Raw genomic sequence first — 23,701 nt, forward strand, 5'->3', positions numbered from 1 at the left:
CGGATCGGGCATGACGACATTGGTGCTGGGCGGGACCGGCGGCATCGGAAGCGCGCTTGCGCGGCGGCTTGCGGCGCGCGGCGAACAGCCCTTCCTGGTCGCGCGCGACGGCGCCCGGCTGCGGGACCTGGCCGGGGAGATCGGCGCGCCCTGGCATGAAGCGGATGTGACCGACGCGGCGGCGCTGCGGGGCGCGGTGGCGGCGGCGGGCGGCGCGCTGGCGGGGCTTGCGGTCTGCATCGGCTCCATCGTCCTGAAGCCGCTTGGCCGCCTGACGGAGGCCGACTTCGCCGAGGCGCTGCGGCTGAACGCCCTGGTCCCGGCGCTGGCGGTGCAGGCCGCCGCGCCCGCGCTGCTGGCGGGGAAGGGCGCGGTCGTGCTGTTCTCCTCCGTCGCTGCGCGGCGCGGCTTCCCGAACCACGCCGCCATCGGCATGGCCAAGGCGGCGGTGGAGGGGCTGACCGTCGCGCTGGCGGCCGAACTCGCGCCGCATGTGCGGGTGAACTGCATCGCGCCGAGCCTGACCCGCACCGCCCTGTCCGACCCGCTGACGAGGAACCCCCAGATGGCCGAGGCGATCGCGAAGCAGCACCCCATCCCGCGGCTCGGCCTGCCGGAGGATGTGGCGGCGATGGCCGACCTGCTGCTGCGGCCGGATGGCTGGGTGACGGGCCAGGTGATCGGCGTCGATGGCGGCCGCGCGGCCGTGGCGGGGCGATGACGCGGCGACGCCTGCTGCTCGGCCTCGCGGCCCTGCCGGCGGCGCGGGCGGCCCGTGCCGCGCCGCCCGCCATCGCCTTCCGCGTCATGCGCCAGGGCGCCCCCGTCGGCACCCATGCGGTGCGCTTCCGCGAGGAGGAGGGGCTGCTGCGCGCGCGGACCGAGATCCGCATCCAGGTCCGGCTGGCCGGCTTCACCGTCTACCGCTTCACCCAGGACACCGAGGAGGCCTGGCGCGACGACCGCCTCGTCGCGCTCGCCAGCCGCAGCGACCGCAACGGCCGCGCCGGCGCCTGCGAGGCGCGGGCCGAGGCCGGCGGGCTGCGCCTGCGCGGCGCGGCGGGGGAGGTGCTGCTGCCGCCGCTGGCCAGCCCGCTGACCTGGTGGCGCGCGGCGAGCCTCGCCCCCGGCCTGCCGGTCTTCGACGTGCGCGAGGGGCGGCCCGTCTCGCCGCGGATCGAGCGCATCGCGGAAGCCGGGCGCCAGCGCATCCGCGTGCTGGGCGGGGAGGGGGCGGAGGTGCTCTACGACGCGGCCGGCACCTGGATCGGCTTCGCCACGACGGGCGAGGACGGCAGCGCGGTGAGCTACGAACGCGCGTGACGGTGCTGCGCGTCGTCCTCGGCGACCAGTGTTCCGAGGGGCTGTCGGCGCTCGACGGGCTCGACCCCGCGCGCGACGCGGTGCTGATGGCGGAGGTGCGCGCGGAATGCACCTATGTGCCGCACCACAAGCAGAAGATCGCCCTCGTGCTGTCGGCCATGCGCCACTTCGCGGGGGCGCTGCGGGCGCGCGGCGTGCGGGTGGAGTACAGCCGGCTCGACGATCCCGCCAACACGCAGACCCTGGCGGGCGAGGTCGCGCGCGCCGCCGCGCGGGTGGGCGCGACGCGCATCTGCGCGACCTTCCCGGGCGAGTGGCGGGTGCTGGATGACATGCGGGGCTGGGGCGCGGCGATCGGCCTGCCGGTCGAGATCCGGGAGGATGCGCGCTTCCTCTGCACCCCGGCCCGCTTCCGTGCCTGGGCCGGCGACCGCAAGGCGCTGCGGATGGAGTTCTTCTACCGCGAGATGCGCCGCGCCACCGGCCTGCTGATGGAGGCGCCCGACCAGCCGGCCGGGGGGAAGTGGAACTTCGACCATGACAACCGCAGCCCGCTTCCGCCCGGCACGCGCCCGCCGCCGCCGCGCCGCATCCCGCCCGATGCGGTGACGCGGGAGGTGATGGACCTCGTCGCGCGGGAGTTTCCCGGCCATTTCGGCAGCCTCGACGCCTTCGCCTGGCCGGTGACGGCGGAGGAGGCGCGCGCGGTGCTGGACGACTTCATCGCCCATCGCCTGCCCCGCTTCGGCGACCACCAGGACGCGATGGCGGAAGGCGAGCCCTTCCTGTTCCACGCCCTGATCTCGGCCGCGATGAATGCCGGCCTGCTCGACCCGCGGGAGGCCTGCGCGGCGGCGGAACGCGCCTGGCGGGAGGGCCGCGCGCCGCTGAACGCCGTGGAGGGCTTCATCCGCCAGATCCTGGGCTGGCGCGAATACGTGCGCGGCATCTACTGGCTGCGGATGCCGGGCTACGCCGCGACCAACGCCCTCGACGCGCGGCGCCCGCTGCCGGCCTTCTGGTGGACCGGCGAGACCTCGATGGCCTGCGTCGCCGCGGTGGTGCGGCAGACCCGTGACCTCGCCTATGCGCACCACATCCAGCGGCTGATGGTGATGGGCAACTTCGCCCTCCTCGCCGGGCTCGACCCGCGGGAGGTGAACGAGTGGTTCATGGTGGTCTATGCCGACGCCTATGAATGGGTGGAACTGCCGAACACGCACGGCATGGCGCTGCACGCGGATGGCGGGGTGATGGCGTCGAAGCCCTATGCGGCGTCGGGCGCCTACATCCAGCGCATGTCGGACCACTGCCGGGGCTGCGCGCATGACGTGCGCCAGGCGACCGGCGCGCGGGCCTGCCCGTTCAACCACCTCTACTGGGACTTCGTGGCGCGGCACGCGGAACGCCTGGGCCGCAACCCGCGCATGGGCATGACGCTGCGGACGCTGGCGCGGATGGACCCGGCGAAGCTCGCCGCGATGCGCGCCCAGTCGCGCGCCTTCCTCGACGCGATGGGCGATGGCGCGGCGGGGTGGGCGGTGCCGGCGCGGCAGGACAGCCTCGACCTCGCCCCGCCGCCGGCGGGCACTGCGCGGAAGGCCCGCGAGCCGGCCTGAGGCGTGACCTGGCAAAGGGGGCGGCCCGCTTCGCGAAGGCGCGGGCGGCGGATCGGCCGCGCCATGCCTTCACGGCTGCGCGACACCGCGCATCCCCGGCCGGCGCCGCCCCGTTCCGGGTGACGATGGCGTGGACCCCGGGCGCTTCGTCTGCAAGGAGATCCGCCGCGTCGCGGCCGGCCGCGATGCTGCTGTGCCTCGCCGTCATGGCCGGATGCGGCCCGGTCCGGCAGGTGGACGAGACGCTGCGCCGCGTGGACCTGCTCGACCGCGTCTTCGAGCCGGAGCGTTTCCGCCCGCCCCCCGCGCCGCCCGCCGCCATCCCCGCCCCGCCGCCCATGGTGGCCGTCAATGCCGCGCCGCCGCGCGCTCCGGACGTCGTGGCCGGGCCCGTGCCGGAGGCCGTCCCGGAACCCCCCGCGGCGGAGCACCCGCAACCGCCGCCCGACCCCGCGGCCCGGCGCGCGGCGCTGCTGCGCCAGAACCCCTGGGTGACGCGCTTCTGGTCCGAACTGACCGCGGCGCAGCAGCAGCGCATCGCCCGCCGCCTGGCGGCGGAGGACGCGCCGGCGCGCTGGGACCGGCTCGGCCTCGGCGACCGGGTGACGCTGCTGTTCGGCGCGTGATTCCGACCGGGGTTGATGGTGATCCGATGGCGGCCGGCGCGCTTCGCGCCGGACGAGGCCGCGAAGGCGGCCCGCCGCCCCTGCGGCGAAGCCGAGGCCCGCGGATGCGGGCCGCTGGCGTCTGAAGGCGTTTCCGTCTCAACGGAAACGCACGGCAGTATGAGCCCTCAGCCCCGCCCGCGGCGCTGCTCGGGATGCATCGCGGCGCCGAGGATGTGGGAACTGCGCCCGATGACATGCGCCGCCCCGCCGACGATCAGCGGGTCCGGCGCATGCACCACCGCCTCGTCCTTGCCGGGATAGGGCAGGGCGTTGAGGAAGAAGCGCATCGCTTCGAGCCGCGCGCGCCGCTTGTCGTTCGACTTCACGATGGTCCAGGGCGCGTCGGCGGTGTCGGTGTAGAAGAACATCGCCTCCTTCGCCTCGGTGTAGTCGTCCCACTTGTCGAGGCTGGCCTTGTCGATGGGCGACAGCTTCCACTGCTTCAGCGGGTCGGTCTGCCGCGCCTGGAAGCGGCTCAGCTGCTCCTCGCGCGTGACGCTGAACCAGAACTTGAACAGGCGCAGGCCCGACCGCGTCAGCATCTGCTCGACCTGCGGCGCCTGGCGCATGAACTCCAGGTATTCGGCCGGGGAGCAGAAGCCCATCACGCGCTCGACCCCCGCGCGGTTGTACCAGGACCGGTCGAAGAACACGATCTCGCCGCCCGCCGGCAGGTGCTCGACGTAGCGCTGGAAATACCACTGCGTGCGCTCGCGCTCCGACGGCTTCTCCAGCGCGACGACGCGCGCGCCGCGCGGGTTGAGGTGTTCCATGAAGCGCTTGATGGTGCCGCCCTTGCCGGCGGCGTCGCGGCCCTCGAACAGGATGACGATGCGCTCGCCGCTGTCCTTCACCCAGGCCTGCGCCTTCAGCAGCTCCACCTGCAGCGGCTTCACGCGCTGCACGTACTCCTTCTCGGTCAGGCGCGTGGTGTAGGGGTACTCGCCCGTCTCGAAGGCGCGGCGCACCGCTTCCGGGTCGTGGCGAAGGGCGGCGGCGCGGCGCGCGGGCCGGCCCAGCTCGGCCGCCGCGCCGACGATGCTGCGCGCCGCCTCGGGCTCGGGCGGGGGGGCGATGGGGGTCACGTCGTCCGGCATGGCGTTCCTCCGCTTGCGGCTGCGTGGCGGGCAGCCTGCACCCGCGATGCGGGAAGCCCCATGATCCATGTCAATTCCGTGACGCGGACCCGGGCGGCGGGCGTCATGCCCAGGCGGGCAGGTCGATCCAGGCGAGGTGCCCGCCCTTGCCCGCGCCGCAGTCCAGGAAGACTGCCCGCCCCCCCTGCGCGCCATCCGTCACGTAGGGCCGTCCGTCGGTGCTGCGCCGGTCGTGGCCGCACACCACCGTCACGTCGCGCGGGATGCGGTCCACCCAGTCATGCACGCGTTCGGGGAAGCCGTCCTCGCGCATCCGCCCCGTGACCTGGCCGTAGAGCGCGCGCGTGACCAGGCCCTGCGCCTTGCCCGCGCCGGCATCGGGGGGCGGGACGGCGTGCATCATGCCGGGATGGAAACCGCCATGCACGAAGACGCGCCCGCCGTCGCGGATCCAGGCCGGGGCGCGGGCGATCTCCTCGACCGCGCGGGCCTTCAGCACCGCCCCGTCCGGCGCGGCGTCGAGCTGCGCGAGGGTGCGGCCCAGCCCCTCGGGCTGGGCGCGCACCGGCACGCCGACCAGCGCCCGGCGCAGCTTGTGGTCGTGGTTGCCGAGGAGGAAGGCGCCGCGCCCCTCGTCGATCAGGGCGAACATCCGCCGCAGCACCGCCGGGCTGTCCGGCCCGTGGTCCGTCAGGTCGCCGAGCTGGAGGACGAACATGTCCTCCGCCAGCGCACCTTCCACCGCGTGTTCGAAGGCGGCCGCGTCGCCATGCACGTCCGCCACCACGCGCAGCTTCGCGAAGCCGCGCCAAAGGTCGCCGGGATGGCGGCTCATGCAGCCCCCCGCGCGCCGCGCAGCGTGGCCAGCGCCGCCAGCGCCCGCGCCCGGCCCTCGGCGGGGTCCACCAGCGGCCGCGGATAGGTCGCGCCGGGCGTGACGCCGGCGGCGCGCAGCAGCTCCGCCGGCGCTTCCCACGGGCGGTGGAGCACGGCGTCGGGCAGCTTCGCCAGTTCCGGCACCCAGCGGCGCACATAGGCGCCGTCCGGGTCGAACTTCTCGCCCTGCAGCACCGGGTTGAAGACCCGGAAATAGGGCGAGGCATCGGTGCCGCAGCCGGCCACCCACTGCCAGGACGCGCTGTTGGAGGCGAGGTCGGCATCGACCAGCGTCTCCCAGAACCAGGCCGCGCCGTCCTGCCAGGGCTGGAGGAGGTGCTTCACCAGCACGCTCGCCGCGATCATGCGGACGCGGTTGTGCATCCAGCCGGTGCGCCAGAGCTGCCGCATCCCCGCATCGACGATCGGATAGCCGGTCCGGCCCCGCTGCCAGGCCGCCAGCAGCGCCGCATCCGCCCGCCAGGGGAAGTCCCGGAATTCGGCGCGCAGGCACTGGTCCGGCATGTCGGGGCGGTGCCAGAGCAGGTGGTGGGAGAATTCCCGCCACAGGATCTCCTTCAGCCAGGTCTCGATGTCGGCGCTGCCGCCCGCGGCGCGCGCCGCGTGCCAGACCTGGCGCGGCGACACCTCGCCCCAGCGGAGATGCGGCGACAGGCCCGACGACCCCTCGATGCCCGGGCGGTTGCGGCCGGTGGCGTAGCGCCCGATCGCGGCGGCCGTGAATCGCGCGAGCCGCGCCGCGGCCCCGGCCTCGCCGGGCTGCCACCGCGCGCCGAACTCCGCCGCCCAGTCGGGCTCGCCCGGGACGGGGTAGAGGCCGAGGCTCTCCAGCGCCTCGCCCCCCGCCGGCGGCTCGGCGCCCGGGATGGCGGCTGGGGCGGGCAGGGGGATGCCGGGCTCCCCGGCCGCCAGCATCGCCTTGGCGAAGGGGGTGTAGACCGCATAGGGCCGGCCGCTGCCATTCGCGACCAGGTGCGGCTCCCGCAGCAGCATCGTGGTGTGGAGGTGCAACGCCCGGCCGGCATCGGCCAGCGCCTCGTGCACGCGCCGGGCCTGGTCGCGCGCCCAGGGGTCGGTCACGCGGCCGGCATGGACCTCCGCCGCGCCGGTGGCGGCGGCAAGCGCGGGCAGCACCGTCTCCGCCCGGCCGCGGGCGAGCAGCAGGGGCGCGCCGCGGGCGGCGAGATCGGCCGAAAGGGCGGCCAGGCTGCCCTTCAGCCACCACCGCGCCGCTCCGCCCGGGCGCCATTGTCCCGCGGCCCCGTCGTCCAGGACGAAGACCGGCAGCACCCGCCCCCCGCCCGCGAGGGCGGCGGTCAGCGCGGGGTGGTCGGCAAGGCGGAGGTCATGGCGGAACCAGATCAGGGCGGGGGGTGTCATCGCCCCGACATGTAGGGACGTGGCGCCGGATGCGCGAGACGCCGCGCGTGCCCTTCGCCCGGCTTGGTCGTTCCGCGCCCAGGGCGCTACCCTTTCCCATCCCGGGGCGGGCTGGCCGGAGGGAGGGGCGATGGACCGCAGGACGACGTTGCACGGCGCATGGAGGACCCGGATCGAGGGCGCCCTCGGCGCCGATCTCGGAGACATCCCGATCCATGCCGGGCCCGCGGCGCGCCGGATTGCGGCGGAGGCCGGCGGTGGCTGGGGCTGCGCCGTCGAGGGAAGGGTCTTCCTGGGCGACGTGCCGCGCGCCTGGCGCGGGCAGGTCATCGTGCATGAACTCGTCCATGCCGTGCAGCAGCGCCGCGCCATGGCCGGCGCGGGGGCGGCCCCCGCCCCGGCCGCGGAGGCGGAGGCGCGGCGCGCCACCGCATCGGCGATGGCCGGCCTCCCCGCGCCGGTCCGGCTGGCCGCGGACCCCAGGGTGCCGGCCGCCTGGGGCGAGGCCGGGCACTACTACACGGTCTATTTCGTGGCCCTCGCGGTCGGCGCGTCGAAGAAGGACGCCTATCGCCTGGCCTTCTGGGCGCAGGTGCCGGACGAGGTGAACGACTTCGACGCGGCGATGGGCGGCAAGATGATCGTGCTCGGCCACATCTCGTCGATCGGCACGCCGATGCCGGTGGCGATGATGCCGGACAACCCGATCGAGGAGGCGCGGCTGGAACAGCAGACGCGCTGGCTGCGCATCCAGCGCGGCCTGCACTGCCTGACCGGCCGCGGGGTGGAGGCGGAGTTGAAGCTGCGACTCGCCATCTCCGGCCGCCACAAGATGCCGCAGGGCGACGCGCTGATCGAACTCGGCCTGTCCCTGCACGCCTTCGGCGACGTCTTCGCGCATCGCGACGGGGACAAGATGTACGCCGCGCCGCTCGGTCACGCGCTGCACCTGCATGCGCCCGACCGGCTCTCGATCTTCCGGGCGAAGCTCTACGCGGAGTATGTCGGCGCGCTCTACGACCTGCTGGCCGGCGTGTACTGGCCGCCCCTCCGCCCGCGCATGACGCGCGCCGATGTGGTGACGGCGCTGGGCGGCGTGATCCCGCCGCTGCCGAAGGTCGACATGCGGTGCTTCCTGGCCGACGACGAAGCCGCGGCCCTCGACCGCTACATGGGCCGCGGGGCGGGCCCGCCGCTCGGCAGCAGCGCGTTCCGCAAGGCCTGCGAGGCCGACATCCGCGCCCACCAGGCGGCGACCAACCCGTCCGACGACGACGAACGCACGCAGATCGGCCAGATCCGCGACATCGCGCAGCAGCGGATGGAGGCGATGGAGCCCTACGACCCGGAGAACAAGGACGCGCTCTGGCTCACCGGCTTCAAGCCGCCGCCCGATGTCGGCTGGTACCCGGGCGTCGAGAAGCTGGTGAGCCGCAAGGCGCGGGAATGGAGCGAGCTAGAGTGAGGCGACGCGCCCGCGCAGCGGCCCGGTCGGGAAGCTGTACAGCCGCGCCTCGCCCAGCAGGAAGGCGCGCCCGCCGCGCGGGAACAGCGCCGCCACCGCGGGGTCGCGGATGTCGAGCCCGCCGGTATAGGCGCCGAAGGCCGGCAGCAGCACCCGCCGCCCGTCCGACAGGAAGCAGGGCCGGGTGACGCCGCCCGCGCGGGTCGGCATCGTCGCCTTGGGGTGGAAATGGCCCGACAGCTCGCCGCTCGCGCCCGGCTGGGCGATGTGGCGGAACACCAGCGGGCCGCAGCGCCATTCCTCCGCCGCCGTCCCGGGCAGGCCCTCCGGCGGCACCGGGTCGTGGTTGCCCAGCACCCAGACCACCTCGATCCCCGCCAGCATCCGGCCGAGCAGCGCGCCGTCCGCCGCCGCCAGGCGCTGGCAGCCCCGCGCGTCATGGAAGCTGTCGCCCAGCAGCACCAGCCGCGCCGGGCGGTGGCGCCGGAGCGCGAGGGACAGGCGCTCCAGCGTCTCCCGCGTGTCGTAGGGGGGCACGAAGCGCCCGGCGGCGGCGAAGTGGCTGCCCTTCTCCAGGTGCAGGTCGGCCACCGCCAGCAGCCGCTGCGCCGGCCAGGCGACGAGGCCCGCGGGGTCGAGCATCAGGCGCTCCCCCGCCAAGTGGACCGGGGCGGCGGTCACCGCCCGTCCATCCGCTGCGTCTTCTCCACCACGACGAAGCTCAGCTCCTCGAGATGGGCAGCGGGCTGGAAGGGCGGGTCCGCGATGACCTCCCGCACGCGGAAGGCGCCGCGGCCGACATGGTCCAGGAAGGCCGCCAGCTCGTCGCGCCCGATGCCGAAGGGGTCCATCGCGTTGGTCGCCTCCGGCCGGTGCTGGCGCGTGTGCTCCAGCAGCATCACGCCGCCCACGCGCAGGCAGGACGCCCAGGCGCGGAAGCAGCGGCGCGGGTTGAAGCTGTGGTCGTAGGAATTGGAGTAGATGAAGTCCACCGCCTCGATCCATTCGGGCTTCACGCGGTGGAAGTCCCACTGGATGGTATGGGGGAACTGCGCGGCGGTCGGGCTGATCTCGGTGCCGATCACCTCGATGCCCAGCGCGTCGCGGAACCAGGCCTGTTCGTCGCCGCGGCGCGTGCCGTGGCACAGCCCGAAGCGCAGCGGCGCGACATGGTCGCGCAGCCACCCCGCCAGGAAGTCGATCGTGCCGCGATGCACCCAGCGCGCATGCAGCTTGCGCCGGTTGCCCTCGATCTGGACCTGGCGGTAGCGGGCGTAGTCGAAGCGCCCGTCGGGCGTGAGGTAGCGGTGCAGCTTCATCGCGGCGTGGTCAGTCCCCTGGGTGCGCTGCGGACGAAGCGGGCGTTGCGGCCGGCGCGGGCGCGGGCCTCGTCCTGCGGCCGGGGCCGGCGCACGCGGTCGCGGTCGCCGCGCGCGCGGACGCCCTCGGTCACCGCGGCCAGCACTTCCTCGAAATGGTCCAGGCCCTCGGTCGCGTCCTCGACCAGGGCCGCGGCCTCGGCCAGCAGCGCCTCCTCGGCGCCGCCGGCGACCCATTCGCGCCCCTCCTCGATCAGCGCCGGCACCGCCAGCGGCGAGACGCGGGGCAGGGGGCGGTGGATGATGCCGCCCGCCCGCGCGCGGTCCAGCAGCAGGCCGATGCGCGCCACGTCGGTGATCCCGGCCGCGGCTTCCTGCCGGGTGGCGCGCAGCAGGATGTGGTCGGGCTCGTGCTTGCGCAGCACGTCGTAGATGAGGTCGGCGTTCATCGTCATCTGCCGCCCGGATTTCTGCGCGCCGGGATGCTGCTTCTCGATCAGGCCGGCGATGGTGGCGATGCCGCGGAAGCTGCGGCGGAGCATGGAGGATTCCGCCATCCACTCCTCCAGCTCCTCGCCCAGGATGTCCTGCTCGAACAGGCGTTCGATTCCCGTCGGCTCGAAGGCGGACCAGGTGGCCAGCACGTAGTCGGTCGCGAGGTAGCCGAGCGGGCCCATGCCCAGCCGTTCCATGCGCTTCGTCACCAGCATCCCCAGCGTCTGGTGCGCCAGCCGCCCCTCGAAGCAGTAGGCGACGAGGAACCACCTGCCGCCGCGCGGGAAGGTCTCCACCAGCAGCCCGTCCCTCGGCGGCAGGAGCGAGGCATGGCGCTGCAGGCGCAGCCAGTCCTGCACCGGCGCGGGCAGCGCGCCCCAGGCGCCCGGGTCCGACAGGATCGCCCGCACGCGGGCCGCGAGATGGGTGCTCAGCGGCATCCGGCTGCCGGCATAGGCGGGCACGCGCGGCTCGCCCTCGCCGCCGCGGGTGACGAGGGCGGAGAGCGCGTCCAGCCCCTCGAAGCGCAGGAGCTGTCCGGCGAAGATGAAGCAGTCGCCGGGGACGAGGGTGGAGATGAACCACTCCTCCACCTCGCCCAGCACCGGGCCGCCGCGCAGCCGCACCTTCAGCAGCGGCGTCTCCACGATGGTGCCGAGGTTCATCCGAAGCTGCCGCGCCACCGCCGGGCCGCGGACATGCACGCGGCCTTCCGCGTCGCGGAACAGGCGGCGGAAGCGGTCATAGGCGCGCAGCGCGTAGCCGCCATCCTCGACGAAGCGCAGGGCGTCGTCGAAGTCCCGCCGCGCCAGCCGCGCATAGGGCGCAGCGCGGGTGACCTCCTCGAACAGCTCCTCCGGCAGGAAGGGGCCGGCCACCGCGCAGGCCAGGATGTGCTGGCACAGCACGTCGAGCCCGCCGGGCCGCGGCGGGTCGCCATCCAGCTCATGCGCCGCGACCGCCTGGCGCGCGGCGGTGCATTCGATGACCTCGAAGCGGTTGGCGGGGACGAGGACGGCGCGGGAGGGTTCGTCCATCCGGTGGTTGGCGCGGCCGATGCGCTGCAGCAGCCGCGCCACGCCCTTCGGCGCGCCGACCTGCACCACCTGGTCCACCGCCCCCCAGTCGATGCCGAGGTCGAGCGAGGCGGTGGCGACCACGGCGCGCAGCCTTCCCGCCGCCATCGCCGCTTCCACCTTGCGCCGCTGTTCCACCGTCAGCGATCCGTGGTGGAGGCCGATCGGCAGGTTGTCGTCGTTCATCCGCCAAAGCGCCTGGAAGCACAGCTCCGCCTGGGCGCGGGTGTTGACGAAGACGATGGTGACCGCGGCCTCCCTGATCCGGCGATAGACCTCCGGCATGGAGGCGAGGCCCATATGCCCGCCCCAGGGCAGGCGCCCTTGCGGCAGCAGCATGTCCAGCACCGGCTCCGCCCCGCCCTCGCCGAGCACCAGGCGCACATCCTCGTGCCGGCCGGTGGGCGACAGGTAGGCGCGCAGCGGGTCGGGATGCGCGACGGTGGCGGACAGCCCGATGCGCCGCGCCCCGGGCGCGAGCCGGGCGAGCCGCGCCATGCCGAGCGCGAGTTGGTCGCCGCGCTTGGTGCCGGCGATGGCGTGGATCTCGTCCACCACCACCGCGCCGAGCCCGCCGAACAGCGCCGGCGCGTCCTCCAGCGTCAGGAGCAGGGCCAGGCTCTCGGGCGTGGTCAGCAGGATCTGCGGCGGATCGGCGCGCTGGCGGGCGCGGCGGTTGGCCGGCGTGTCGCCGGTGCGGGTCTCGATGCGGACCGGCAGGCCCATCTCCTCGACCGGGGCGGCGAGGTTGCGGGCGATGTCGACCGCCAGGGCCTTCAGCGGCGAGACGTAGAGCGTGTGCAGCCCCGCGGCGGGCCTCGCATGCAGATCCACCAGCGAGGGCAGGAAGCCCGCCAGCGTCTTGCCGCCGCCCGTCGGCGCCACCAGCAGCGCGCTCTCTCCCCGCGCCGCGGCTTCGGCCAGGGCGAGCTGGTGCGGCCGCGGCGACCAGCCGCGCCCGGCGAACCAGCCCGCAAAGAGTTCCGGCAATGTTCCCATCTGCCCGCCAATATGGCCGCGACGGCGGGACCTTGGAAGGGCCGCCCGGTCTGGCCAGCCCCGGCCGGCCGGCGCTACACGCCCCGGCGCGGGCGGGTCCGGACCGGGAGGGCGGCGGCATGACGGAGACGGACCGGCGGGGCGGCGGGCGGCGGATCGGTGCGCTGGTGCGCACGCATCTCGCGCAGTCGGGCCATGTGCTGGCCCTCGCCGGGCAGATCCGGGATGCCGGCTTCGATCCGGTCTGCATCGCCGCCGACGAGACGCAGGGGCCGGTGGAGGCCGGCGGCTTCGCGAAGCTGTCGCATGACCTGCGCGGCCTCGGCGCGCTCGGGCTGCGGATTCCGCCGAGGGCGCTCTGGTTCTGCGGCGACTATGCCTACTACGCGACGGTGCTCGGCCGCGACGATGCCGATTTCTGGTTGATGGTGGAGCATGACGTGGCGCTGCGCGATCCCGCATCGGGATACTGGCGGGCGCTGCACCGCGCGCTGCGGGACGTGCCGGGGCCGCTGCCGGACATGGTGGCGAGCCATTTCGGCCCCTACCGCCGCACCCATTTCCGGAGCGCCCATGCCGAGCCGCTGAAGATCTTCTTCGCGCTGACCGGCCTGTCGCCCCGCGCGGTGGAGGCGCTGTACCGCGCCCGCCTGCGGGAAGCGGCGGAAGGCGCCCCCGATCCGCGCGGCACGCATTGCGAGATCTTCGTGCCGTCCGAACTGGCCGCGGCCGGGGGGTTCCGGTGCCTCGACCTGAACGCGCTGCTGCCGGGCAGCGTCGACGGCCGCGGCTTCAGCCCGCAGCGGATCGTGCCGGTCGGGCACGAGGCGCGGATGCCGGGCGGCGGCGCGCTGGTCCATCGCGTGGCGGAAATGCCGGAATACCTGGCCCGCGGCCCGACCATCGCGGCGCGCTACGGGTGGGTGGAGCAGTTCGCGCGGGAGGTCGAGGAATTCGCCGCCCCCGGCACGCCGCGCGAGGCACGGGAAGCTGCGGCCGACCTTGCGCGGCGCGAGGTGCTGCGCCTGGCGCATGCCGCGCGGCGCGTGGCGACCTGACCCATCCGCGCGGCGCCAAGCCCTTGATCGGGGCGGAAGCGGCCCGATCTTTCCGTCATGCCCCACCCGGACCGCTGGATGCGCGTGACCCCGCAGGGGCTGTATTGCGAGGCGGGCGATTTCTTCATCGACCCTCTCCGGCCGGTCCCGCGCGCCGTCATCACCCATGGCCATTCCGACCATGCGCGCCCCGACCACGACCATGTGCTGGCGACGCCCGAGACGCTTGCGATCATGCGCCAGAGGATGGGCGAGGACCGCGCCGGCCGGCGGCAGCAGGCGCTGCGGCCGGGCGAGACGGTCACGCACAATGGCGTCTCCATCCGGATGGTGCCGGCGGGGCATGTGCTGGGCTCGGCGCAGGTGGTGCTGGACTGGCAGGGCAGCCGCATCGTGGTGTCCGGCGACTACAAGCGCCGCCCCGACCCGACCTGCGCGCCGTTCGAGCCGGTGGAATGCGACGTCTTCGTCACCGAGGCGACCTTCGCCCTGCCGGTCTTCCGCCATCCGCCCGCCGGGCGCGAGATCGCGCGGCTGCTGGACAGCGTGCGGCTGTTCCCCGACCGCGCGCACCTGATCGGCGTCTATGCGCTGGGCAAGTGCCAGCGCGTGATCCGGCTGCTGCGGGACGCCGGCTGGGACCGGCCCATCCACCTGCATGGCGGGCTGGTGGCGCTGAGCGAACTGTACGGCAGGCTCGGCGTGGAACTCGGCGACCTCCGCCCGGTGCCGGCGCCGGCGAAGCGCGGCGGGGGCGGGCTGCTGCCCGGCGAGATCGTGCTCGCGCCCTCCGGCGCGGAGGCGACGCCCTGGGTCCGGCGGCTGGCGGAACCGGTGGTCTGTGCCGCCTCGGGCTGGATGCGGGTGCGCCAGCGCGCGCGGACGAAGGGGGTGGAACTGCCGCTGATCGTCTCCGACCACGCCGACTGGGAGGAATTGCTGCTGACTGCGGCGGAGGTGGCCGCGCCCGAGATCTGGGTGACGCATGGGCGGGAAGACGCGCTGATCCATGCGCTCGCGCAGCGCGGCGTGCGCGGCCGCGCGCTGCACCTGCTTGGCCGCGGGGAGGAGGACGAGGACGCGCCGGCGGCGCAGCCCGAGCCCGCGTGACGGCGGAAGCAGCAAGCCGCCGGAGGCGGCGCCCGTCCTGGCAGGACGCGTCCAGCGCCCGGAGGGCGCCGCGCGCAGCGTATCCGCATGGCCCGGCGTGGCAGCGCGTCGGCGCGGAGGCAAGCCGCCTGGGGCGGCGCCCGCCGTCTGAGGGCAGGGAACAATGACCCTTCCCGCCTTCGCGGAACTGCTGGAACGCCTGGTCTTCACCCCGGGCCGCAACGCCAAGCTTGCGCTGCTGCGGCACTGGTTCGCGTCGCAGCCGGACCCGGACCGCGGCATCGGCCTGGCGGCGCTGACGGGGGAGCTGACGCTGCGGGCGGCCAAGCCGGCCCTGGTGCGCGACCTCGTCGCCGGGCGGACCGACCCCGTGCTGCTCGCCCTCAGCCACGACTATGTCGGCGACTTCGCCGAGACGGTGGCGCTGATCTGGCCGGGGCGGGACGGCGTGAACGCGCCGCCGCCGGGCCTTGCCGAGGTGGTCGAGGCGATGGAGGTCACGCCGAAGGCGGACCTGCCCGCGCTCATCGCGGGCTGGCTCGACACGCTCGACGCCAATGGCCGCTTCGCGCTGATCAAGCTGGTCACGGGCGGCCTTCGCGTCGGTGTCTCCGCGCGGCTGGCCAAGACGGCGCTGGCCGAATGGGCGGGGCAGGGGGTGGATGCGATCGAGGAGGTCTGGCACGGGCTGGAGCCGCCCTACCTCCCGCTCTTCGCCTGGCTGGAAGGCCGCGGCCCGCGCCCGGACCCGGAAGGCGCGCCGGTGTTCCGCCCGCTGATGCTGGCGCATCCGCTGGAGGAGCCGGATTTCGCCGCGCTCGACCCCGCCGCGCACCGCGCGGAGTGGAAATGGGACGGCATCCGCGTGCAGCTTTCCGCCACCGAAGGCGGGCGGCGCATCTGGTCCCGCGGGGCGGAGGACATCTCGGCCGCCTTTCCCGAGATCGTCGAGGCGATGGATTTCCGCGCCGTGGTGGACGGCGAATTGCTCGTGCTGCGCGACGGCCCCGCGGGTGGCATCGTCGCGCCCTTCGCGGAGCTGCAGCAGCGGCTGAACCGCAAGGTGGTGACGGCCCGCATGATGGCGCAGTTCCCCGTCGCGGTGCGGCTCTACGACATCCTGTTCGACGGCGCGGAGGACCTGCGCGGCCTGCCCTTCGATTCGCGGCGCGCCAGGCTGGAAGCCTGGTTCGCGCGCACGCGGCCCGCGCGCATGGACCTGTCGGAGATGATCCGATTCGCCACCCTCGACGAGCTGGCGGGGATCCGCGCCGGCGCGCGGGACGCGGCGATCGAGGGGCTGATGATCAAGCGCGCCGACAGCCCCTATGTGGCGGGCCGCGCCAAGGGCCTGTGGTGGAAGTGGAAGCGCGCGCCGCTCAGCGTCGACGCCGTGCTGATGTACGCGCAGCGCGGCCACGGCAAGCGCAGCAGCTACTACTCCGACTTCACCTTCGGCCTGTGGCGCGCGGACGGCGAACTGGTGCCGGTCGGCAAGGCCTACAGCGGCTACACCGACCAGGAACTGCTGTGGCTGGACCGCTGGATCCGCAACCACACCACCGCCCGCTTCGGCCCCGTGCGGGAGGTGGAGAAGGCGCTGGTGCTGGAGGTGATCTTCGATGCGGCGCAGCGCAGCACCCGCCACAAGTCCGGCGTCGCGCTGCGCTTCCCCCGCATCGCGCGGCTGCGCGCCGACAAGCCCGCGGCCGAGGCGGACCGGCTGGAGACGCTGGAGGCGATGATCGCGGGCGACGCACCGCCCGGCCCGGATTGACCCCCGGCCGCCGCGCGTGGTCGCCTGCGGGTCGAGGAGAACCGCCATGCCCCTGCCGCCCAATCCCGTCCGCGCCCGGCTTGCCGAAGGGGGGATCGCGCTCGGCCTCGGCGTGCACCACCTGCGCGGCAGCGCCGTCGGCATGATCGCGGCCGCGTCCGGCTACGACTGGCTGTTCATCGACATGGAGCATGGCGCGATGAGCGTGGATGACGCCACGCGCATCTGCATCGCCGCGCTGTCGCAGGGCGTGACGCCGATCGTGCGCGTGTGCAAGGACGCCCTGCACGAGGGGACGCGGTGCCTCGACAACGGCGCGATGGGCGTCGTCGTGCCGCATGTGGACACGGCGGAGGAGGCGGCGGCGGTGGTCCGCGCCTATCGTTTCCCGCCGGTGGGGGAGCGGAGCTGGGGCGGGCCGCCCTTCGCCTACGGCCTGCGCCCCGTCGCCGCGGCCGAGGCGCAGGCGGAGCTGAACCGGGAGATCCTGGTCGTGGTGATGATCGAGACGCCGGAGGCGGTGCGCAACGCCGAGGCCATCGCCGCCACGCCGGGGGTCGACGTGCTGATGTTCGGCACCTCCGACCTCACCTCCACCATGGGCATCCCAGGCCAGATGGGCCATCCGGAGGTTCGGAAGGCCTACGAAACGGTGGGCGCCGCCTGCGCGCGGCACGGCAAGGTCATGGGCATGGGCGGCGTCTATGACGAGAAGGTGGCGCCCGACTACATCCGGCTCGGCGCCCGCTTCGTGCTCGCGGGAAGCGACCATTCGCTGCTGATGGCGGCCTGCACGCAGCGGGCGGGGTTCCTGCGCGGCCTGGGCTGAGGAAGGGAAAGGGGCTGCGGCCCCTTTCTTTGCGACAAGACTTGCGAATGGTTCTCATTTGCGATATTGGCGCGGTTGCAACCCTGAGGTGCCCCGATGCTCCGTCGCGTCCTGCTCCCCGGCCTCGCCGCCCTTCTGCTCGGCTCCCCCCTCGCCCATGCCCAGGCGCCCGCCCGCGGCGAGGTGGCGGTCTATTCCGCTCGCCACTACGACAGCGACCGCCGCCTCTACGAGGCCTTCACGCGGGAGACGGGCATCCGTGTCCGCCTGATCGAGGGCGATGCGGACCAGCTGATCGAGCGCATCCGCACCGAAGGCCAGAACAGCCCGGCCGACGTCTTCATCACCGTCGATGCCGCGCGGCTCGCGCGGGCGAAGGATGCCGGCATCACCCAGCCGCACGGCTCCGCCGCGGTCGAGAGCCGCGTCCCGGCCGGGCTGCGGGACCCGCAGGGCCATTGGTTCGCCATCTCCCAGCGCGCCCGCGTCGTCATGTACGACAAGCAGCGCGGCCTGCCGGAAGGCCTGACCCGCTACGAGGACCTGGCCGATCCGCGATTCCGCGGGCAGATCTGCGTCCGCGCGGCGAACCACCCCTACAATGTCAGCATGGCGGCCTCGCTCCTCGCGGCCGACGGGGCGGAGGCGACGGAAGCCTGGGCGCGCGGCGTGGCGCAGAACCTGGCCCGCCCGCCGCAGGGCGGCGACCGCGACCAGTTCCGCGCGATCCCGCCCGGCCAGTGCCGCCTGGCGATCTCGAACACCTACTACCTGGCGGCCTTCGGCGCTTCCGACGCGCCGGCCGACCGGGAGCTGTTCCAGCGCATCGGCGTGATCTTCCCCAACCAGGGCGCGGGCGACCGCGGCGCGCATGTCAACGTCTCCGGCGCCGCGCTCGTCCGCACCTCGCCCAACCGCGACAACGCCGCCCGCTTCCTGGACTACCTGACGACGCGCGAGGCGCAGGAGGTGCTGGCGCTGGGCAACATGGAATACCCGGTCGTCGACGACGTGCCGCTGCATCCGGCGCTGGCCGCGATGGGCCGCTTCCGGGCCGAGGCGATCAACGGCGACCGCCTGGCCGCCAACGCCGCCGAGGCGCTGCGCATCATGCAGCGCGCTGGCTGGCGCTGATCGCGCGAACGCGAACCGACAGGGGCACGGGACCGTGTACATCTGCAATTGCAATGCGCTGACGGACAAGCAGATCTCCGCCGCCGTGGCGGGGGGCGCCGACCGTCCGCGCGAAGTCTACGCCGCCTGCGGCTGCAAGGCCCAGTGCGGCTGCTGCACGGGCACCATTCTTGCGATGGTGCGGGAAGGGGGGGCGGCCCGCGCCGGCTGACGGCGGCGCGCGGTGTCCCTCCCTCCCTCGAAAGGAAGGAAAGGGACCGGGATGCTGCGCGACCCCAAGGTGGTCGAACACCTGAACATCCAGCTCACCAACGAGCTGACCGCGATCAACCAGTATTTCCTGCATGCGCGGACGCTCCGCCACTGGGGCGTCACGCGGCTGGGACGCAAGGAATACGAGGAATCGATCGAGGAGATGAAGCACGCCGACTGGCTGATCGAGCGCATCCTGTTCCTCGGCGGCCTGCCCAACGTGCAGCGCCTGAACCAGGTGCTGGTCGGGCAGAGCGTGCAGGAGATCCTCGAAGCCGACATGAAGCTCGAGGAGAAGGCGCTGGCCGACCTGCGGGAGGGCATCGCCTATTGCGAGAGCGTGCGCGACTACGTCTCGCGCGACCTGCTGCTGCGCATCCTGGCGAATGAGGAGGAGCACGAGGACTACCTCGACCGCCAGTTCGACCTCATCAAGCAGATCGGGATCGAGCGCTACATCCTCCTCAACAGCGAACCCGCCGACGAACAGGAAGGCGGCGACGCCGCCAAGGGCTGACGCCCCGCCCCGCCCGGCCACAAGGCCGGGCGGTCAGGGCTTCCGCATCGCCCGCACCAGCGCCACCACCGGCAGCAGCCCGACGGCCACGATCAGCAGCGCGGCGGTCGAAGCCTCCGCCAGGCGCTCGTCCGCGGCCAGGCTGTGGACGCGCACCGCCAGCGTGTCGAAGTCGAAGGGGCGCACGATCAGCGTCGCGGGAAGTTCCTTCATGGTGTCCACGAAGACCAGCACGGCCGCGGTCAGCAGCGCGCCGCGCGCCAGCGGCAACTCCACCTCCCGCACCGCCTGGCCGGGGCTGCGGCCGAGCACGCGGGCGGCGGAGAACAGGCTGGGCTTGATCCGCGTCAACCCGCTTTCCACGGCCGAGAGCGCGACGCCGAGGAAGCGCACCAGATAGGCGAAGACCAGCGCCGCGATGGTCCCCGACAGCAGCAGCCCGGTGGAGACGCCGAAGCGCGCCCGCATCCAGGCGTCGAGCGCGTTGTCGAACAGCGCGAAGGGCACCAGCGCGCCGACTGCGATGACCGATCCCGGCACGGCGTAGCCGAGCGAGGCGACGCGGTTCGCCGCTGCCCGCAGCGCGGAGGGATGCAGCCGCTGCCCCCAGGCCAGCAGCGCGGCCAGCGCCACCGCGAGCCCTGCCGTCAGCGCGGCCAGCGTCAGGCTGTTCAGCGCGAAGGGCACGGTCCGCCGTGGGTCCAGCGGGTCGCCCGCCTGCAGCATCAATGCCAGCAGCGTGCCCGCGGGGATGACGAAACCCAGCAGCACCGGCATGGCGCAGGCCAGGATCGCCAGGGCTTCCTTCCAGCCCCGCAGCACCACCGGCCGCAGCGGCGGGCTGCGGGTGGTGGTGGGGTGGAAGCGCCGCCCCCCGCGCGACAGCCGCTCCGCCAGCAGCAGCATCGCCACCATGCCCATCAGGCAGGCGGCCAGCTGCGCGGCGGCGGGCCGGTCGCCCAGGCCGAACCAGGCGTCGTAGATGCCGGTCGTGAAGGTCCGCACCGCGAAATGCTGCACCGTGCCGTAGTCGGCCAGCGTCTCCATCAGCGCCAGCGCGACGCCGCCGGCCAGCGCCGGGCGGGCCATCGGCAGCGCGACATGCAGGAAGGTGCGGGGCAGGCCGTGGCCCAGCGTGCGGCTCGCCTCCAGCAGGCAGACGCTCTGCGTCAGGAAGGCGCTGCGGCACAGCAGGTAGACATAGGGATACAGCACCGCAGCCAGCATCAGCGCGGCGCCCGGCAGGCTGCGGATCTCGGGGAACCAGTACTGCCCCCAGGACAGGCCCGTGACATCGCGCAGCGCGCCCTGGACCGGTCCCGCCACGTCCAGCAGCCACACATAGGCGTAGCCGCACACATAGGCCGGCATCGCCAGCGGCAGCAGCAGCGCCACCTCGATCACCGCGCGGAAGCGGAAGCTGCAGGCGGCGACCAGCCAGGCGCTGACCGCCCCCATGCTGGCCGCCATCAGCCCCACCAGCAGGGCGAGCAGGACGGAATTGACCAGCAGGTCCGGCAGCAGCGTGCGCGCGATATGCGCCCAGGCCTCCCCCCCCGGCGCCGCGGCGGTGACCAGCACGGAGGCGAGCGGCGCCGCCATCAGCGCCGCGACCACCACCGACGCCCAGGCCCAGGCGGGGGCGGATCGCCGGCGGCGCGGCGCGGCGGGGCGGGGCAGGGGGGCGGGCAGGGGTCCCGCCGAGGTCGCGGACATGGGTCGAGGACTACACCAGCCCCGCGCCGACTACACCCCGCCGCGTTTGCGGGCCTCCCATTCCGCGGCGGTGATCCGCTTCACCTCCACCTGGTCCGCCGTGCGGGCATACCAGCCGCGGCCATGCATCCGCCCGACCAGGCCGAGCTTCGGCGTGTCGATGTAGCAGCGCGCGGCGTCCAGCACCGCCTCGTCGGCCACATGCACCGCCACGGCCCGGCCGAGCACCATCGTGTGGTGCCCGATCGGGACGACCTGGTGCAGCACGCATTCGATCGCCACCGGGCTTTCGGCGATGCGCGGCGGCTTCACCTTGGCCGAGGGCAGGGTGGCCAGCCCGGCTTCCGCGATCTCGTCCACCCCCGGCGCGAAATCGGCGGCGGTCACCACCATCCGCTCCATTGCCGCTTCCGGCACCAGGCAGACCGTGAACTCCCCCACCGCCTCGATGTTCGCCAGCGTGTCCTTGCGGCTGCCCCCCGGGCCGCGGCCCGACGCCGATGGCGATGATCGGCGGGTCGTCCCCGAAGGCGTTGAAGAAGGAATAGGGCGCGGCGTTGTACACGCCCTGCGCGTCCTGCGTCACCACCCAGGCGATCGGCCGGGGCACGATGGTCGAGACCAGGAGCTTGTAGTGGTTCGCCTTGGGGATGGCGTCGAAGTCGAACAGCATGCCGGAGCCTTCAGGGGTCGATCGCGGCGCAGACTGTGCGAGGGCGCGGCCGCTGTCGAGGTCAGGCCCGGCCCGGCGGGCGGCGCATCCCCGCCTCGGCCTCGGCCACCAGTTCCGCCGACTCCGCCAGGCCGGCGGCGAGGTCGAGGCCGAGCGCGCGCGCCTCCTGCGCGAGGGCGTGGCTGAGATGGCGCAGGCGGTCGAGCGAGGGCGCGGCCGGTGGCATGCCCGCCAGCGCCTCGGCCGGGTTCGCCAGGTCGAAGACGAAGGTGCGGCTGCCGTCGTCGTTGCGGGTGATCAGCGGCACCTGTTCCAGCAGCAGGTGCAGCACATCCATGTCGGGCACCATGTCCGCCCGCGGGTTGTTGTCATGCACGAACAGGGTGACGCGCGTGGCCCGCCTCATGCCGCGCGACTCAGGCGACGCGGTGCGGTGGGGCGGTGCCGTGGCGCAGCACGGCGTCCAGGTTCTCCAGCGCGCGGTGGCCCATCGCGTCCCGCGTCTCCTCCGTCGCGCTGCCGAGATGCGGCAGCAGGGCCACGTTCTCCAGGCCCAGATAGCCGGGGAACACCTTCGGCTCGCCGTCGTACACGTCGAGCCCCGCGGCGCGGATGTGGCCGGAGCGAAGCGCCTCGGCCAGCGCGGCGTCGTCCACCGACCCGCCGCGGCCGGTGTTGATGACGATGCTGCCCTTGCGCATGCGGGAAAGCCGGTCCGCATTCAGCCATTTCCGCGTCGCCTCGCCGCCCGGCATGTGCATCGACAGGATGTCGATCGCGCCGAGGAAGCCTTCGTCGGTGTCGTGGAAGGTGGCGTCCCCTTCCAGCTCCGGCGGCGCGCGGTGCAGGTCGCGGTAGTGGATGCGCATCCGGAAGCCGCGTGCCATCGCCGCAAGCTCCCGCCCGATGCGCCCGAAGCCGGCGATGCCGAGCGCCTTGCCTTCCAGCGTCACGCCCATCAGCTGCGTCGGCGCCCAGCCCTCCCACCGGCCCGCGCGGACCATGCGCTCACCCTCCCCGGCGCGGCGCGCGGCCATCAGCATCAGGGTGAAGGCGCATTCGGCGGTCGCGAAGGACAGGACCTCCGGCGTGTTCGTCACCACCAGCCCGCGCGCCTTCGCCGCCGCCACGTCCACATGGTCGTAGCCGACGGAGAAGGTGGCCACCGCCTTCACCGAATCCGGCAGCGCCGCGATGGTCGCCGCCCCCATCGGGTCGCCGGCGGCGCAGAGGATGCCGGCCGCGCCGCATTCCGCCGCCCGCCGCGCGATCTCGGCGCCGTCGCGGTACCAGGGATCGTCGGCGGCGTTCAGCCGCGCGTCGTAGTCGCGCGCGGCGCGCGCCTCTATCGCGGGCGGCAGCTTGCGGGTGATCAGCAGGACGGGCTTGGCCATGTGACGTCTCCTGGCTTTCCCCGGGTGGTAGCAGGAACGGCACGCCTTGCCAGCCGGGGCGGGCGGCGGCAGGTTCGCGCCCTCTCGCCGGAAAGGAGTGGTCGCGATGGATCTCGGTCTCAGGGGCAAGCGTGCGCTGGTGATGGGCGCCTCCAAGGGCCTCGGGCGGTCCATCGCGGACAGCCTGGCGGCGGAAGGGGTGTCGCTGGTCGTCTCCGGCCGCGACCAGGGCAGCCTGGATGCGGCGGCGGCCGAGCTGCGCGCGGCGGGCGCGCCGGCCGCGCATGGCGTGCCGGCGGACGTGGCCGACGGGGCGGGGATCGACCGGCTGGGCGAGGAGGCGGTGCGCCTGCTCGGCGGCGTCGACATCCTCGTGCTGAACCACGGCGGCCCGCCGCCCGGCACCGCGCTCGAGATCACCGAGGCGCAGCTGGCCGAATGGTTCCCGCGCATGGTGCTGCACCCGATCCGACTCGCCATGAAGCTGCTGCCGGCGATGCGCGCGCAGGGCTACGGGCGCATCATGACGGTGGGCTCCACCGGGATGGTGCAGCCCATCCCGAACCTCGCCATCTCCAACATCCTGCGCGCCGCCATCGTCGGCTGGAACAAGTCGCTCTCCGGCGAGGTCGCGGCCGATGGCGTGACCTGCAACATCCTCGCCCCCGGCGCGATCCTGACCGACCGGCAGCTGGAGACGCAGGGCAGCCTGGCGAAGAAGCGCGGCATCCCGGTGGAGCAGCAGATCAGGGAACGCGCGACGCAGATCCCGGCCGGCCGCCTCGGCACGAAGGAGGAGTTCGGCCCGATGGCCGCCTTCCTCGCTTCCGCCCATGGCGCCTACATCACCGGCAACATCATCCGCATCGACGGCGGCATCGTCCGCAGCTTCTGACCGGAGGT

General features: G+C 73.9%; 23 protein-coding genes. 13 read left to right on the forward strand and 10 right to left on the reverse strand.

What is annotated here, in order from left to right; all coding sequences use genetic code 11:
* Positions 1-10: 10 nt before the first annotated feature.
* The 4 genes from ACK8OX_RS00645 to ACK8OX_RS00660 all read left to right on the forward strand — a co-directional run bounded on the left by ACK8OX_RS00645 (position 11) and on the right by ACK8OX_RS00660 (position 3,568).
* Positions 11-721, forward strand: coding sequence for an SDR family NAD(P)-dependent oxidoreductase (locus ACK8OX_RS00645; protein WP_430661975.1), 711 nt, complete (start codon positions 11-13; stop codon positions 719-721).
* A complete protein-coding gene (locus ACK8OX_RS00650; RefSeq protein WP_430661976.1) occupies positions 718-1,323 on the forward strand; it encodes a DUF6134 family protein in 606 nt (201 codons plus the stop codon). Before ACK8OX_RS00645 ends, ACK8OX_RS00650 begins: the two co-directional genes overlap by 4 nt.
* Positions 1,320-2,942 (forward strand): cryptochrome/photolyase family protein, encoded by a 1,623-nt coding sequence (locus tag ACK8OX_RS00655; protein WP_430661977.1) that lies wholly within the window; start codon positions 1,320-1,322, stop codon positions 2,940-2,942. Before ACK8OX_RS00650 ends, ACK8OX_RS00655 begins: the two co-directional genes overlap by 4 nt.
* A gap of 185 nt (positions 2,943-3,127) precedes the next feature.
* Entirely contained in the window at positions 3,128-3,568 is a 441-nt protein-coding gene (locus tag ACK8OX_RS00660) for a hypothetical protein (RefSeq protein ID WP_430661978.1), read from the forward strand.
* A 167-nt stretch (positions 3,569-3,735) separates the two neighbouring features.
* On the opposite strand, the gene ppk2 is transcribed toward ACK8OX_RS00660, so the two are convergent.
* The 3 genes from ppk2 to ACK8OX_RS00675 form a co-directional block, all read right to left on the reverse strand.
* On the reverse strand, positions 3,736-4,707 hold the full coding sequence (gene ppk2 / locus ACK8OX_RS00665) for a polyphosphate kinase 2 (protein WP_430661979.1): 972 nt from the start codon (positions 4,705-4,707) through the stop codon (positions 3,736-3,738).
* Positions 4,708-4,810: 103 nt separating this feature from the next.
* A complete protein-coding gene (locus ACK8OX_RS00670) occupies positions 4,811-5,542 on the reverse strand; it encodes a metallophosphoesterase (RefSeq protein WP_430661980.1) in 732 nt (243 codons plus the stop codon).
* Entirely contained in the window at positions 5,539-6,984 is a 1,446-nt protein-coding gene (locus ACK8OX_RS00675) for a cryptochrome/photolyase family protein (protein WP_430661981.1), read from the reverse strand. The genes ACK8OX_RS00670 and ACK8OX_RS00675 overlap by 4 nt, the downstream gene beginning before the upstream one ends.
* Positions 6,985-7,114: 130 nt before the next feature.
* On the opposite strand from ACK8OX_RS00675, the gene ACK8OX_RS00680 reads away from it, so the two are divergent.
* Positions 7,115-8,449, forward strand: coding sequence for an eCIS core domain-containing protein (locus ACK8OX_RS00680; RefSeq protein ID WP_430661982.1), 1,335 nt, complete (start codon positions 7,115-7,117; stop codon positions 8,447-8,449).
* On the opposite strand, the gene pdeM is transcribed toward ACK8OX_RS00680, so the two are convergent.
* The 3 genes from pdeM to ACK8OX_RS00695 are packed head-to-tail and all read right to left on the reverse strand — an operon-like array spanning position 8,441 to position 12,338.
* On the reverse strand, positions 8,441-9,130 hold the full coding sequence (gene pdeM, locus ACK8OX_RS00685; RefSeq protein WP_430661983.1) for a ligase-associated DNA damage response endonuclease PdeM: 690 nt from the start codon (positions 9,128-9,130) through the stop codon (positions 8,441-8,443). The two genes, ACK8OX_RS00680 and pdeM, sit on opposite strands and share 9 nt — an antisense overlap.
* The gene (locus tag ACK8OX_RS00690) at positions 9,127-9,768 is read right to left on the reverse strand and encodes a hypothetical protein (protein WP_430661984.1); all 642 of its coding nucleotides are present in this window, start codon (positions 9,766-9,768) and stop codon (positions 9,127-9,129) included. Before ACK8OX_RS00690 ends, pdeM begins: the two co-directional genes overlap by 4 nt.
* On the reverse strand, positions 9,765-12,338 hold the full coding sequence (locus tag ACK8OX_RS00695) for a ligase-associated DNA damage response DEXH box helicase (protein ID WP_430661985.1): 2,574 nt from the start codon (positions 12,336-12,338) through the stop codon (positions 9,765-9,767). Before ACK8OX_RS00695 ends, ACK8OX_RS00690 begins: the two co-directional genes overlap by 4 nt.
* A 119-nt stretch (positions 12,339-12,457) precedes the next feature.
* Between ACK8OX_RS00695 and ACK8OX_RS00700 the strand changes: the two genes are divergently transcribed.
* From ACK8OX_RS00700 to bfr, 7 genes are all read left to right on the forward strand, one after another.
* Positions 12,458-13,396, forward strand: coding sequence for a hypothetical protein (locus ACK8OX_RS00700; RefSeq protein WP_430661986.1), 939 nt, complete (start codon positions 12,458-12,460; stop codon positions 13,394-13,396).
* A 57-nt stretch (positions 13,397-13,453) separates the two neighbouring features.
* Positions 13,454-14,506: a ligase-associated DNA damage response exonuclease gene (locus tag ACK8OX_RS00705; RefSeq protein WP_430661987.1), complete on the forward strand. Its 1,053-nt coding sequence runs from the start codon at positions 13,454-13,456 to the stop codon at positions 14,504-14,506.
* Between the two features lie 163 nt (positions 14,507-14,669).
* Positions 14,670-16,283, forward strand: a complete 1,614-nt coding sequence (locus ACK8OX_RS00710) for a cisplatin damage response ATP-dependent DNA ligase (RefSeq protein ID WP_430661988.1) — start codon at positions 14,670-14,672, stop codon at positions 16,281-16,283.
* Between the two features lie 46 nt (positions 16,284-16,329).
* On the forward strand, positions 16,330-17,112 hold the full coding sequence (locus tag ACK8OX_RS00715; protein ID WP_430661989.1) for an HpcH/HpaI aldolase family protein: 783 nt from the start codon (positions 16,330-16,332) through the stop codon (positions 17,110-17,112).
* 96 nt (positions 17,113-17,208) lie between these two features.
* Positions 17,209-18,246: a Fe(3+) ABC transporter substrate-binding protein gene (locus tag ACK8OX_RS00720; protein ID WP_430661990.1), complete on the forward strand. Its 1,038-nt coding sequence runs from the start codon at positions 17,209-17,211 to the stop codon at positions 18,244-18,246.
* A 34-nt stretch (positions 18,247-18,280) separates the two neighbouring features.
* Positions 18,281-18,457: a (2Fe-2S)-binding protein gene (locus tag ACK8OX_RS00725; RefSeq protein WP_430661991.1), complete on the forward strand. Its 177-nt coding sequence runs from the start codon at positions 18,281-18,283 to the stop codon at positions 18,455-18,457.
* A gap of 51 nt (positions 18,458-18,508) precedes the next feature.
* Positions 18,509-19,015, forward strand: coding sequence for a bacterioferritin (bfr, locus tag ACK8OX_RS00730; RefSeq protein WP_430661992.1), 507 nt, complete (start codon positions 18,509-18,511; stop codon positions 19,013-19,015).
* A 33-nt stretch (positions 19,016-19,048) separates the two neighbouring features.
* Here the strand turns inward: bfr and ACK8OX_RS00735 are convergent, their stop codons facing one another.
* The 4 genes from ACK8OX_RS00735 to ACK8OX_RS00750 all read right to left on the reverse strand — a co-directional run bounded on the left by ACK8OX_RS00735 (position 19,049) and on the right by ACK8OX_RS00750 (position 22,798).
* Complete coding sequence (locus ACK8OX_RS00735) at positions 19,049-20,731, reverse strand: ABC transporter permease (RefSeq protein WP_430661993.1); 1,683 nt, start codon at positions 20,729-20,731, stop codon at positions 19,049-19,051.
* 30 nt (positions 20,732-20,761) lie between these two features.
* Entirely contained in the window at positions 20,762-21,172 is a 411-nt protein-coding gene (locus tag ACK8OX_RS00740; RefSeq protein ID WP_430661994.1) for a flavin reductase family protein, read from the reverse strand.
* A gap of 293 nt (positions 21,173-21,465) precedes the next feature.
* Positions 21,466-21,810 (reverse strand): hypothetical protein, encoded by a 345-nt coding sequence (locus tag ACK8OX_RS00745; protein WP_430661995.1) that lies wholly within the window; start codon positions 21,808-21,810, stop codon positions 21,466-21,468.
* Positions 21,811-21,820: 10 nt separating this feature from the next.
* Positions 21,821-22,798 carry a 2-hydroxyacid dehydrogenase gene (locus ACK8OX_RS00750; RefSeq protein WP_430661996.1) on the reverse strand — a complete coding sequence of 326 codons (978 nt, stop codon included), beginning with the start codon at positions 22,796-22,798 and terminating at the stop codon, positions 21,821-21,823.
* 106 nt (positions 22,799-22,904) lie between these two features.
* Here ACK8OX_RS00750 and ACK8OX_RS00755 point away from each other — a divergent pair, with 106 nt between their 5' ends.
* Positions 22,905-23,693: an SDR family oxidoreductase gene (locus ACK8OX_RS00755; protein ID WP_430661997.1), complete on the forward strand. Its 789-nt coding sequence runs from the start codon at positions 22,905-22,907 to the stop codon at positions 23,691-23,693.
* Positions 23,694-23,701: the final 8 nt, after the last annotated feature.

The sequence above is a fragment of the Falsiroseomonas sp. CW058 genome, from assembly GCF_050563535.1.
Classification (GTDB): domain Bacteria; phylum Pseudomonadota; class Alphaproteobacteria; order Acetobacterales; family Acetobacteraceae; genus Falsiroseomonas.